Genomic DNA, 12929 nt, shown 5'->3' with positions numbered 1-12929 from the left:
TCGTACTTGCTTTCAAAATTCCAAATGTAAACCATTCACAAGCAAAACACGGATACCAACGATCAAAACCAAAATAGCCGTCACCACTTTTATTCCACTGCCTGTGAGCGTGCTTAGACTCAATCGAATTCCTATTTGTCCGCCAATAAATACGGCAACTATCAAACCTACAGCTTCTACCCAGGGGAGTTCAAAAGTACCATTGGTCAGCAAGCCACCAATACCCGAAACTGAATTTACCAAAATAAAAAAGCTGGCTAGGGCTGCAATTTTGATCGACTTGTCCCACTTCATATGATTGAGAATCGGAGCTAAAAAAATACCACCGCCAATACCTACCAAGCCTGATAAGAGGCCGATACCTGCACCCAACAAGTAGGTTACATAGGCCGGATAATTTGGATTTACGGCATCCGATTTTTGAAGACGTAGCGTTTGATAAATCAATGCCAATGCAGATATTATCAGAGCCGCTCCCAAAATGACAAAAAACGTTTTTTCAGAAAGGCGAAATCGTGCTCCAATAAATGCTAAGGGAATACTGGTAAGTATGAAGGGAAGGAACTTTGCAAAATCTAGATGGCCCTTTCTCCAGTATAGGTAACTACTGCCAAAAACTACTACGAGGTTGCAAACAAGCGCTATGCTTCGAATGGCGAAGAAACTCGTAAAAACCAATGCCAATACAGCCAAATAACTTGAACCACCTCCAAAACCAACTGATGAATACAAGGTCGCAATGACCAAAAAGCCAAGCATTAACAACAAGAGTTCGGGAAGGGTTAGGAGCATGTAGCCAGATACTGGTTTAGGCCTCCTAAAATACTAAAAAGCGAACTCTCTGGGTATTTTTTCTGCAACTGACGCAAAGCGGTTTCGCTCCGCTGTCCAGATTGACATAGCAAATACACCGGAATCAAAAAGTTGATTTTAGTAACATTCGCCTCCAATTCGTCTAAAGGAATATGCAATGAATCGGGAAGATGATAGTTTTCAAACTCCGCTCTGGTACGCACATCTACGATCTGAGCATCTTCGGCCAATAATTTTTGAATTTCTTCCGCCGCGACTATGGGAACAATTTCACAAGGGTCGTTCCATTCATAAAAGTCCTGTAACTTTTTGATGTCAAGATTTGCAGGTTGCAGTTTGAACTTGATTTTTTGATACGATTGATGGAGTCCGTCAAAGATTAATAGTTTAGCTGACAGTACTTCCCCTACCCCTGTAATAACTTTTATAGCTTCTAAGGCTTGTAGGTTTCCAATGATTCCCGGAATTATGCCCAAGACCCCATGTTCATTGCAATTGGGCACTTCATTTTCCTTTGGCATCATCGGGAAGAGACAACGGTAAGTGGGTCCGCCCTCAAAATTAAATACACTGACCTGCCCTTCATAACCATGCAGTGCACCGTAAACAAAGGGTTTTTTTAAAATAACACAGGCGTCATTGACCAAATACCTTGTTGGAAAGTTATCTGACGTATCAACAACCACATCGTAATCTGCTATAATTTCAAGCGCATTTTTAGGAGTCAAAAACGTATGGTAAACTAAAAGTTCGTTTTCTGGGTTTTGTGCTTTTAATTTATTCAAAGCAACAGTTACTTTAGATTTACCCACATCGCCTTCTCCATAGAGCACTTGGCGATGTAAATTGGTAATTGAAACTACATCTTGGTCTACTATGCCAATTTTACCCACTCCCATAGCGTTCAAATACGTCAAAACAGGAACTCCAAGTCCACCGGCACCAATGACCAAAACCCTAGCTTTTGCCAGCTTACGCTGACCTTCATGACCAAACCCTTTTAATATAGTTTGTCTGGTATATCGTTCTTGGTTCATTTGTCTAATATAGTAAAAAGGCAGGTGGTCTTTAGCCTAGAAAGTCTTAAACAAAAATCGACTACAATTTGATAACTTCGTGCTATGGGGCATATTCTCAAAAACGCAAATCTTGAGATTCAGATTGATCTTCCGCATGAAAACTATAATTTTTCAAGATTTGACTGGACCGGAAAAATTGTGTCAGTACTATATAAAAACGTGCAACTTGCCGGTGTTGAAGACCTCAATTGTACAAAGAAAAACTTATTGGGTAGAGGGTTTTTCAATGAATTCGGAATTGATTCAGCATTAGGCTTTGATGAGACTGAAACGGCGGATTGGTTTCATAAAATAGGGGTAGGATTGCTCAAAAAGGTAGGCAAGCACTATGAATTCAATACGTCATACAAGATTAAACCTGCAGAATTTCAAACCAGTACGAGTACAAATCGGGTTCTTATTAGTTGCATAGCATCGTTGGTTAATAACTATTCTTATGAACTGCATAAAACGATCGAATTACAAGAAACTGGTTTTACCATTTCATATTATTTGAAGAACACAGGCAAAAAGGCCATTCGTACAGATGAGTACGTTCATAATTTTACGACTATTAATGGCGACTCTTTGGGTAAAAACTATACGCTGAATTTTCCTTTCGAGCTCAAGCCGGAGCTTTTTGGAGAGCATGTCAACCCAGCATTGGCTGTTCGTATTCGTGAAAAGGGAATTAGATTTAATAGCTCACCAAATGAGCCATTCTTCTTTAGTAACCTATCAGGAGGAAAAAATGTTCCCGCTTCATGGGAGCTTTTACACCTAAAAAGCAAAATTGGGATTCGAGAAAAAGCAAGTTTTCAAACAAATAAAATAAATCTCTGGGGCTCGAAGCATGTAATAAGCCCAGAGTTATTCTTTGATATTTTTGTAGCGCCAAACAAATCTATGGAATGGACTCGCACCTATGAAATTTTTGATTTTTGAGTTATAAGCCTATAGCTAATTTTTCAAGTGCTTGCTTGTACTCTTCCTCTGAATTGGCATTCAGCAATACGTTTTCATTCTTGGGAAACACCAACTTCGTGTCATGATTGATTAAAAATTTTCTAGGGCAAGTACCCACACCGCTTTCCAAATAGGAAAGGGAATCTGCAAAAGCTTGTGGCTCCCAAATAGCACATAAGGGTTCTGGCAAAGGGTTTTCTTTGAGAGCGAAAGCGGTCGCTTGTTTACCACTATCTCTTTGAGCTATCAATTCCTTTAAAGCATTTAAATCCATTAAGGGAAGGTCACATGCTAAGACAAGCCAAGCAGCCTCAGGGTATTTTTTATGTGCAGATAACAAGCCGTTATATGGACCTCTATATTCATTTAAGTCAACAATGGTCTTCATGTTAGAAGGCATTTCTGCTTTCTGTTCTTCTCGTAAACTAACAAAAGTTTTTTGACAGACTTGATTCAACAAGTCATACAAATAGTCGCGTTGTGGAACGCCGTGATATGTTATCAACCCTTTGTCAGTTCCCATACGGGTACTTTTACCTCCTGATAACACAAGTCCGTATAGCTTAGCGGTTGAAGTCATTTTTGCCTCCTGTTTTTTGTTCCAATTGTATTTTAGAAATGGTAATGTCGTGCGAAAGTGCCTTACACATGTCATAAATGGTTAACGCACTGACTGATACTCCTGTCAGGGCTTCCATCTCAACTCCGGTTTGTTCATTACACTTTACTTTACAGACAATCTGCAAGGCATTGCTAACGGGGTTGATGTCAATCTGTATTTTAGAAAGATTGAGTTGGTGACAAAGTGGAATCAGTTCTGCTGTCTTTTTCACCGCTTGAATTCCTGCAATCACTGCTGTTTGGATAATGCTTCCCTTATGTCCTAAAAAATCTTGCGCAGCAAGCGTTTCGAAGACATCTGATGGAAATACAACTTGCCCTGAGGCAACAGCTGTTCGTACCGTCGCCTGCTTGCTAGAGACATCTACCATCGAGGCTTTGCCTGCTTCATCAATATGTGAGAGTTCTTTCGCCATTTACCTTTATTCACTATTACTGTTCCTAAGTGCTAGACTGCGCTCAAAGTAACGGTATTGTTAGTTTCGAGCTATACTTCTTGGTTTTATGGATGAGCAGAAACCCAAACCGTTTTATTTTCAAATAGTTCCTTTTTCCAAATAGGAACGGTCTCTTTAAGTGTGTCTATCAAATACCGGCAGGCTTCAAAACAAGCATCGCGATGAGCAGATGATGCTCCTACCACAACTACAGGGGCTTCTACGGTCTTGAGTCCCACAGCATGACGAATGATTACTTTATTGAGCTTCCATTTTTCTTTGGCATCTGAAGCAATCTTATCCATTTCTTTTAAGGCCATTTTTTCGTAAGCCTCAAATTCTAATGACATCACTCTTTCATTTTTTGTAAACTCTCGTACGGTACCCACAAAAACACAAATACCTCCGCTTTGCGCATCGGATAATTCCGTGAACACTTGGGAGGTATTAATATTATCTACTATTTCTACAATCTTATCATTCATTAGCCACCACTTACCGGAGGAATGATAGCTATTTCATCATTCCCATTCAAAGGTACATCATCTTGGGCATACTCACTATTTACGGCTACTGCCAAAGAAGATAGCTTAGCAAAGTCAGGATAAGTACTTGATATCATTTGCTTTAGTTCCGAAACAGAACTTGGCATCTTATCTGGTTCCGTAAACTGAATTTGCGACTCGCCAACAATGTCCTTTGCAATTCCAAAAAGCAATACTTCCATAGGCTAACCCAAAATTGGTTTAGAGGCCATGGCGCTCACAAACGGCTGCTTATAAATTCGGTTACCGGTAGCTTTTTTCATCGCGATAGCAACGGCAGCCCCAGCTGGTGGCAAAGTTGGTTCTCCAAGACCTGTAGGGCTTAAGGTATTTTTTACGAAATGGGTTTCAACAACAGGTGTTTCGTTCATACGAATCAAGCGATATTTATCGTAGTTGTTGCTAGTTGGCATTCCGTTTTCAAAAGCAAAATCACCATACATCGAGTGACCTACACCATCTATCGCACCTCCTTCAATTTGATTTTTGGCCCCTAGAGGATTGATCACAATTCCACAATCAACCGCTACCGTAATCTTTTTAACTACGGGTTGATTGTTTTCCATAACTACATCGGCAACCTCAGCGACATGGGTATTGTGGCAGTAATAAGCACAAACCCCTTGGAACACCCCGTCTTTGGGATTGTTATATCCTGACTTTTCAACTGCCAATTTTAAAACATCCTGCAGACGTTCTGCAGAATATTGAATTCTATCATCAGTTGTTCCTTTTACCTTTTCAAGCATATCTAAGCGCATTTGAACTGGGTCTTTTTCAAGAACCTCGGCCAATTCATCTAAAAAGCTCTGCTCGGCAAAAGAAAGGAAATTGGTATAAGGAGCTCTCCAAGCACCGGTAGAGATATTACTGTCATACTTGGCCACATCTACCTGGTAATTTGCAATAGCACCTGCTGGAAAGAAATTCGGAATTAAGCCATACATATTACTATTTACAGCAGCTTCTTTCAAATGATAACCGGTAACCTCACCATCTTTAATTGATGCCGCAATACGATATTTAATGGCAGGACGATACACGCCAGTCATCATATCATCTTCTCGAGAAGAAACCATTTTTACTGGTTTGCGAATCTTATCTGATATCTCTGCTGCCTCGTAAACAAAATCTCCATAGAGGCGTCTTCCGAAACCACCCCCCATTCGGGTCATTTCCAATCGAATGTCTTTTTCATCCCTACCCAATAAAGTTGCAACTGTACTTGCTGCGGAAGCAGGGGTCTGCACTGGTCCTACCAAATGTATCTTTGAATCGGTTACATTGGCATAGAAGTTCATAGGTTCCATACAATTATGTGGCAAGAAGGGAGATTCATACGTTTTCTCAACCACTTTATCCGCCTGACGGAAGGCCTTTGTCACATCACCATCTTTTCTCAAATTGGTAAAATCTTTGCCATCAAGTAAATCTGACAGTATCTTATCGTGCGCCTTCGTATTCTCAAGTGGTGAGCCCTCGCTCCATTGCGCGATTAAAGCCTTTTTCCCTTGAATGGCCGCCCAAGTATTTTCAGCAATAACCACTACTTTTTCACTCGGGGCCAGACGTACAGACCAATCAACTTGCTCCATTCCTAACATCTTGATCGCCTTCTCCCCTATTTTGACAACATCGATCACTCCAGGAACTGCTTTGGCAGCTGTATCATCATAAGATTCCAAAACTTGCCCAAAGGCGGGTGGCCGAAGCACCGATGCGTAAACCATTCCTTCGGCTTTGTAATCCAATCCAAAAAGTGGCTTTCCGGTAATAATCTTATCAATATCTACATTGCCGACGTCAGTGCCAATCAAAGTATACTCCTTTGGGTCTTTTAATACAATATTCTCAGCAGGTGGTTCTTCGCCTTCATCCAACTCCGCCATCATAGCAGCTCTCTTTGCCGCCCGCTCACTTTCCAAAATGGCTGCTTCATTGACCACTTCACCATATCCAAGAGATTCTCCGCTAGCATTGGTAATTACGCCCTGCTTGGCCGTACATTCCGAAGCATCTACGCCCCATCTTGCCGCAGCAGCATTCACTAACATTTGTCTTGCTGTAGCACCTGTTTGCCGCAATGCGTCCCATCCAAACCGAATAGACTGACTACCCCCTGCTACTTGACGTACATAATTTTGAGTATCTAAAATACCCTGTACTACGTTTACATTTTCCCAGGGTACATCAAGCTCCTCAGCAATGATCATGGGCATTGAGGTTTTTACCCCTTGACCAATTTCAGGGTTTGGCGAGAATAAGGTTACCATACCTTCATCAGAGATCTTGATGAACGCATTAAAGTCGTTATAATTGAGTTTCGCAATATCGACCGGCATTTTCACATTGTCTTTACAGGCCGTGAAAAAATTGAAACCGATAAGCATTCCGCCACTCGCAAGTGAAGAAGTTCTTAAAAAAGACCTTCTGCTAAATTTAGTTGATATAGTAGTTGACATGATTTTAATCTGTTAAATTTTAATGTTTTACATCGGTCAGATAGCATGCACCATCAAACCGTAACGTTCACTTAAACATTCAGGTGACTCCTTTCGATTTTAGACTAGGCCATTTTTTTCTCAGCCGCCATCGCTACGGCATTTTCAATACGATTATAGGAAGCACAACGACATATATTGCCATGCATCGCATTTCGAATTTCTTCCCTTGAAGGGTTTGGGTTTTTTTCCAAAAAGGCCGAGGCGGTCATTATCTGACCGGCCTGACAATACCCACATTGTGGAACGTCGATTGCCTTCCAAGCCTCTTGAACAGGATGGGAGCCATCTTCTGATAAGCCTTCTATGGTAGTAATTTCCTTACCATCCAATTGTGAAATTTGCAGTTGACAACTACGTGTAGCATTACCGTCGATATGAACTGTACATGCTCCACATTGTCCTATTCCGCAACCATATTTGGTACCTACCATATCCAATTGGTCTCGTAGTGCCCAAAGTAATGGTGTGTCTTCAGCAGCCTCAATAGATTGAGAACTGCCATTAATTTTTAAATTGTACGTTGGCATCTTTTTATGTGTTGGGTTCGTAATTTTGTTAATGCTATCCCTAGGCGGTTATAAGCAAGAAAAAAGTGCTATTAAAACAAAAGCCCTTGCAATAGCAAGAGCTTCTAATTTACGGAAAAATATATGCTCCCAATTTTTAGGGGTGCTTTTTTTAACCTTTTTTTAAGTTAAAGGTTATTCCTTTTTCCGATTAACGATTTTAGCGTTCACAGGTTTGGCGAAGAATTCATCTGCCATAGGAACCTTACTCAAAGAAACATTTTCAAATAACAATGGTTCTCTAGGTGCTTTGATAGTTCTACCTTCATAGTCATGCCACGTAAGCGATTTAGGCAAGATTAACCCTTCGACATCCACCCAGTCGTTGTAGCGTATCCATTTGATGTTATCCGATTTCTCACCACTTCTATAGGTTACGGTATAGCCCAACCATTCCATTTGAAAAGTTTTGGGATTATAATGCATAAAATACTCATCCTTTGAAGATAGGCCCACACCCTCATTATAGCTAATTCGAATACCGGGATAAGAAGTTCCTTCAAATTCCAAGTCTTCCGCCCTAGAATAATTAATTCCCTCATCTGATAGCACAAATGGCATGGCATAGAAATAAAACATTAAGTTGTGATAAAAAACAGCATCTCCCTTATAGGCAACATTTTCATCAAGCAACCAAATGTCTTTTCCGTTTGAGCCCATAACAATACCAGGCATTTCTATTTTCTCATTTCTAGAATACAAATCAATGCTATGTTTCTCTCGTTTATCGGGCTTGGCAATTTCAAAAGAGAGCATCCTATGGTCTTTCCATGTTGCGAGCCCACCATGTGCCGCAAACACTTTGCGCATCGCTTCAGGATAATTTGAATCATCAAGCGTGGGGTTTGTTTCAGCTGTTTCCGATTGAGCTTGGGTTTCTTTTGGTGCTTCTTTACAAGATATCATCGCAATGCAAAAAAGAGAGGCAAGTACTAATTTCATGTTTGCTTTTTTAAGTTTCATCCTTGGTCGGAAGTATATTCCAATATTTACAGATTTCATCCCTATTAGTATAGGGGTGATGAGAATGAATTACTTTTGTGTCGATGAACGAAATTAAGGAAATAAGTAGTCTCCAAAATTCTTTGGTGAAAAAGGTTTTGATACTTAAGGAAAAGTCTCGCGAACGGAAAAAGTCAGGATTATTTGTTTTAGAGGGGCAAAGAGAACTACAATTGGCTTTGAAAGGAGGTTATGAATTGCAAACTTTGTTTTTTTGTGCAGCTATTATTTCTGAAGCTGATGTCTTAAAGCGTATTAAACCATTAGCTTATTCTCCTGATTTGATTGCAGTTTCTAAAGAAGTGTATCAAAAAATAGCTTACCGTGAAACTACCGAAGGTTTGGTTGCTATTGTACTATCAAAAACACATGAATTAGATGCCCTCCTATTAAAAGATAACCCTTTAATTTTAGTAGCCGAAGCCCCCGAAAAACCAGGAAATATTGGGGCGTTATTGCGTACCGCTGATGCAGCAAATTTGGATGCTGTCATCATTGCAAACCCGAAAGGAGATCTGTACAACCCTAATGTCATTCGGTCAAGCGTTGGTTGTGTCTTCACCAATCAAGTCGCTCTTGGAAGTACGCTAGAAGTTATTGATTTTTTAAAAGACCAAGGCATTAACTTGTACTGTGCGACACTCTCAACAACAACCTCCTACATTCAAGTAGATTACAATAAGGCTGCGGCAATCGTGGTAGGCACAGAATCAACGGGACTTACAGAAGAATGGCTTAAAAATTCAACCCAAAACATAGTTATTCCTATGCAAGGAGAAATAGACTCTATGAACGTATCAGTATCTGCAGCAATTGTTATCTTTGAAGCCTTGCGACAAAGAAGCTTATAGCTAAAATCTTTTGAGCAAGCCACACCACCAAACTGTAAACACCTATCAAATTGAATATTTTATTCTATACCATTGTTGCTATTCTCGTGCTCCAATTTCTAGTTGAAACCGTGTTAGATTACTTAAACTCAAAACGCTATGGAGACCCTATACCCAAAGGCTTAGAAGACGTTTTTGATGCGGAGGAGTATCAAAAGTCACAAGAATATCAAAAAACTAATTATCGTTTTGGACTATTAAGTTCGCTTTTCTCCATTGTCTTAACACTAACATTTCTACTATTTGGAGGGTTCGAATGGGCAGACCAATTCGCACGTAGTTTCACCTCTAACGAAGTGCTCATTACCTTGATTTTCTTCGGAATCCTAACCATAGGAAGTGATATTTTAACAACTCCATTTTCGTATTACCAAACCTTTGTCATTGAAGAACGCTTTGGTTTTAATACCTCTACCAAAACCCTTTTTTTTACAGATAAACTTAAAGGATGGTTTATGATGGCTATTCTTGGAGGAGGGGTAATTACCCTAGCCATGTGGTTCTATCAATGGGCAGGCCCAAATTTTTGGTTATATGTTTGGGGCTTACTTACCATCATTATTGTTTTTATGAATCTGTTTTACAGCAAGTTGATAGTTCCACTCTTTAATAAACAAACACCATTGGAAGAAGGAAGTCTCAAAAGTAACATTGAGAACTATGCATCAAGGGTAGGTTTCGAACTGAAAAACATTTTTGTTATCGATGGCTCAAAACGTTCTACCAAGGCAAATGCTTATTTTTCAGGATTTGGAAGGGAAAAAAGAGTTACTCTTTACGATACCCTCATCAAGGACTTGGAAGAGGATGAAATTATTGCCGTACTGGCCCATGAAGTCGGCCATTACAAACGCAAACACATTATTTTTAATCTAGTCGCTTCGGTTCTTACCCTTGGATTTACGCTATTTATTTTGTCGATATTCATTAATAACCCAGAAGTCTCTCGGGCGATTGGGGTTTCACAGCCGAGTTTTCATGCAGCTTTGATTGGCTTCGGGATACTGTACAGCCCCATATCTGAATTGACTTCTTTGGTAATGAATTTTCTTTCTAGAAAATTCGAATATCAGGCAGATGATTATGCCAAAAATACCTTTGCGGCCAAGCCATTAATAGCCTCCCTAAAAAAACTTTCAAAAAATAGCCTGAGCAACCTGACCCCCCATCCTGCCTATGTTTTCATGCACTATTCACATCCTCCATTAATTCAACGAATAAAGAACCTTATGGCCTAATTTTTGTTGTATAGTAGTTGAGATTATCCTACTTTTAATATACAATGACGCAAGTTGCCATAGAAAAAGAAAACAAGGAAATTGCGAAGCAATACAAAGAGTTGCTGCGCATTAGCTATCAAACATTGTCAGACGATGACAAGGTATTGATACGTTCTGCTTTTGAAGTTGCTGTTGACGCGCATAAAGACCAACGTAGAAAATCTGGAGAAGCCTATGTTTTTCACCCGATTGCGGTTGCTAAAATAGTGGCATCCGAAATCGGACTTGACGCCACCTCAATCGCCTCCGCTCTTTTGCATGATGTAGTAGAGGATACCGACTACAATCTAGATGATATCGATAGAATGTTTGGTGAAACTATTGCGCGCATAGTTGACGGACTCACGAAAATTGCAGGTCTAAAAAAAGACATGAGTACTTCGCAGCAGGCGGAGAACTTTAGAAAAATGTTACTTACCCTGCATGATGATGTTCGGGTGATCATTATCAAGATTGCAGATCGCTACCACAATATGCTTACCATGGATTCAATGCCAGAGCATAAACAGGTAAAAATAGCCTCTGAAACATTATACATTTATGCCCCTCTAGCACATAGAATTGGGCTTTATAATATCAAAACCGAATTAGAAGACCTGAGCCTCAAGTATACCGAACCTGAGGTATACAAAGATATATATGATAAAATTGAAGACTCCAAGGAAGAGCAACAAGAATATATTGAATCTTTTTCAGGGATAATAGATAAATCACTCAAAAAAGAGAAACTCAATTATACAATTAAGGGAAGGATGAAGAGCATCTTTTCCATTCGTAAAAAAATGAAGGCTCAAAATGTGTCCTTCAATGAAATCTACGACAAATTCGCTATCCGCATCATATATAAATCGGATGAGAAAAATGAGAAGTTTCTAGCTTGGAAAATTTATTCTATAGTTACCGACCATTTTACGCCAAATCCGGTAAGGTTACGCGATTGGATTTCTTCACCTAAATCTACTGGTTATGAGGCCTTACACATTACGGTGATGGGACCAAAAGGTAGGTGGGTTGAAGTTCAGATACGCAGTGAGCGAATGCACGAGATTGCCGAGAAAGGCTATGCGGCGCATTTCAAATACAAACACGGAGATCAAAAAGAGCAAGGCATTGATATTTGGCTCAACAAATTGCAAGAGGCCCTAGAGAATTCGACTACCAGCGCAGTTGACTTTGTTGAAGAATTTAAGCTAAATCTTTACTCCAAAGAAATCTTTGTCTTTACCCCAAGAGGTGAATTAAAATCTCTGCCTAAGGGATCGACGCCCTTAGATTTTGCTTTTAATATTCATACTGAAGTAGGTATGCGTACACGGGGTGCCAAAGTTAATGGGAAGTTGGTGCCTTTGAACACCACCCTAAATAGTGGTGATCAGGTAGAAATCATTACCTCTGAACAGGCAAAGCCCAATCAAAATTGGTTAGACTATGCTACCACAGCCCGGGCAAGGGCCAAAATCAAGTCATCGCTTCGTGAAGAAAAAAAATCAGTTGCTCTTGACGGCAAAGAAATACTTCGAAGAAAACTAAAATCGCAAAAGATAAATCTCAATGAAGATGCCGTTAACAAAATGGTTGTTTACTTCAAATTGAAAACTAGCTTAGATCTTTTTTATAGGGTGGGTATTGGTGCTATTGACAATCAAATGATTAAAGATTTTGCATCGTCATATAGCAATGCATTTATAAGCTTCTTTAAGAATAAAATCAGGAGGAATCCAATTCCAGAAGATATTGACAAAGACGAGATAACTTCTAAATACGATCTTCTGGTTTTTGGCAAGGAGGAAGAAAAACTTGACTACAAATTATCGAAGTGTTGTAATCCCATACCGGGGGATGAAGTTTTTGGGTTCGTCAGCGTCAACGAGGGAATTAAAGTGCACAAAAAGAACTGTCCCAATGCAATTTCGTTGCAGGCTCACTACGCCTATCGCATAATGCCCGCGAAGTGGATTGATTCTTCTCAAGAAGAATTCCGATCTGAAATCAAGCTTACCGGTATTGATAACCTTGGGTTAGTTAGCAAAATTACCGAAATGATATCTGGAAATATGCATGTAAATATGCGCAATATCAATTTCAGTACTGACGGCGGTACCTTTACCGGAAACATAATTGTGGTTGTCAAAAACAAGTCTATCCTCAAGAAGTTGATAAACAATCTTAAGCAAATTGAAGGTATTGATAAAGTGACTAGAATTTAATAGTTATAAGTTTCCAGCCTGATTTGAAAAATTAATAGAC

Annotated in this window: 13 protein-coding genes; 4 read left to right on the top strand and 9 right to left on the bottom strand. The window is 39.7% G+C overall.

Features of this window, described 5'->3' with window-relative positions; genetic code table 11:
* Nucleotides 1-12: 12 nt before the first annotated feature.
* Both ABJN95_RS09390 and ABJN95_RS09385 read right to left on the bottom strand, forming a co-directional pair.
* Nucleotides 13-792: a sulfite exporter TauE/SafE family protein gene (locus tag ABJN95_RS09390; protein WP_348370133.1), complete on the bottom strand. Its 780-nt coding sequence runs from the start codon at nt 790-792 to the stop codon at nt 13-15.
* A complete protein-coding gene (locus ABJN95_RS09385) occupies nt 783-1850 on the bottom strand; it encodes a HesA/MoeB/ThiF family protein (RefSeq protein WP_348370132.1) in 1068 nt (355 codons plus the stop codon). The genes ABJN95_RS09390 and ABJN95_RS09385 overlap by 10 nt, the downstream gene beginning before the upstream one ends.
* An 84-nt stretch (nt 1851-1934) precedes the next feature.
* Between ABJN95_RS09385 and ABJN95_RS09380 the strand changes: the two genes are divergently transcribed.
* Nucleotides 1935-2816, top strand: a complete 882-nt coding sequence (locus ABJN95_RS09380) for a hypothetical protein (protein ID WP_348370131.1) — start codon at nt 1935-1937, stop codon at nt 2814-2816.
* 1 nt (nt 2817) lies between these two features.
* Here the strand turns inward: ABJN95_RS09380 and ABJN95_RS09375 are convergent, their stop codons facing one another.
* From ABJN95_RS09375 to ABJN95_RS09345, 7 genes are all read right to left on the bottom strand, one after another.
* Nucleotides 2818-3417, bottom strand: coding sequence for an NTP transferase domain-containing protein (locus tag ABJN95_RS09375; RefSeq protein WP_348370130.1), 600 nt, complete (start codon nt 3415-3417; stop codon nt 2818-2820).
* Nucleotides 3401-3874 carry a cyclic pyranopterin monophosphate synthase MoaC gene (moaC, locus tag ABJN95_RS09370; RefSeq protein ID WP_348370129.1) on the bottom strand — a complete coding sequence of 158 codons (474 nt, stop codon included), beginning with the start codon at nt 3872-3874 and terminating at the stop codon, nt 3401-3403. The genes ABJN95_RS09375 and moaC overlap by 17 nt, the downstream gene beginning before the upstream one ends.
* Before the next feature lie 86 nt (nt 3875-3960).
* Nucleotides 3961-4380, bottom strand: coding sequence for a molybdenum cofactor biosynthesis protein MoaE (locus ABJN95_RS09365; protein ID WP_348370128.1), 420 nt, complete (start codon nt 4378-4380; stop codon nt 3961-3963).
* Nucleotides 4380-4622, bottom strand: coding sequence for a MoaD/ThiS family protein (locus tag ABJN95_RS09360; protein ID WP_348370127.1), 243 nt, complete (start codon nt 4620-4622; stop codon nt 4380-4382). Before ABJN95_RS09360 ends, ABJN95_RS09365 begins: the two co-directional genes overlap by 1 nt.
* Nucleotides 4623-4625: 3 nt before the next feature.
* Nucleotides 4626-6902 (bottom strand): molybdopterin cofactor-binding domain-containing protein, encoded by a 2277-nt coding sequence (locus ABJN95_RS09355; RefSeq protein WP_348370126.1) that lies wholly within the window; start codon nt 6900-6902, stop codon nt 4626-4628.
* 104 nt (nt 6903-7006) lie between these two features.
* On the bottom strand, nt 7007-7471 hold the full coding sequence (locus tag ABJN95_RS09350) for a (2Fe-2S)-binding protein (RefSeq protein ID WP_348370125.1): 465 nt from the start codon (nt 7469-7471) through the stop codon (nt 7007-7009).
* Nucleotides 7472-7645: 174 nt separating this feature from the next.
* Nucleotides 7646-8452 (bottom strand): DUF6503 family protein, encoded by an 807-nt coding sequence (locus ABJN95_RS09345; RefSeq protein ID WP_348370124.1) that lies wholly within the window; start codon nt 8450-8452, stop codon nt 7646-7648.
* A gap of 104 nt (nt 8453-8556) precedes the next feature.
* Here ABJN95_RS09345 and ABJN95_RS09340 point away from each other — a divergent pair, with 104 nt between their 5' ends.
* The 3 genes from ABJN95_RS09340 to ABJN95_RS09330 are packed head-to-tail and all read left to right on the top strand — an operon-like array spanning nt 8557 to nt 12889.
* A complete protein-coding gene (locus ABJN95_RS09340) occupies nt 8557-9363 on the top strand; it encodes an RNA methyltransferase (RefSeq protein ID WP_348370123.1) in 807 nt (268 codons plus the stop codon).
* A gap of 44 nt (nt 9364-9407) precedes the next feature.
* The gene (locus ABJN95_RS09335) at nt 9408-10640 is read left to right on the top strand and encodes a M48 family metallopeptidase (protein ID WP_348371711.1); all 1233 of its coding nucleotides are present in this window, start codon (nt 9408-9410) and stop codon (nt 10638-10640) included.
* Between the two features lie 44 nt (nt 10641-10684).
* Entirely contained in the window at nt 10685-12889 is a 2205-nt protein-coding gene (locus tag ABJN95_RS09330; RefSeq protein ID WP_348370122.1) for a RelA/SpoT family protein, read from the top strand.
* The last annotated feature ends 40 nt before the right edge of the window (nt 12890-12929 follow it).

It is taken from the genome of Maribacter sp. (assembly GCF_039974175.1).
Taxonomy (GTDB): Bacteria; Bacteroidota; Bacteroidia; order Flavobacteriales; family Flavobacteriaceae; genus Maribacter_C.
This window is presented reverse-complemented; position numbering and strand designations above follow the sequence as displayed.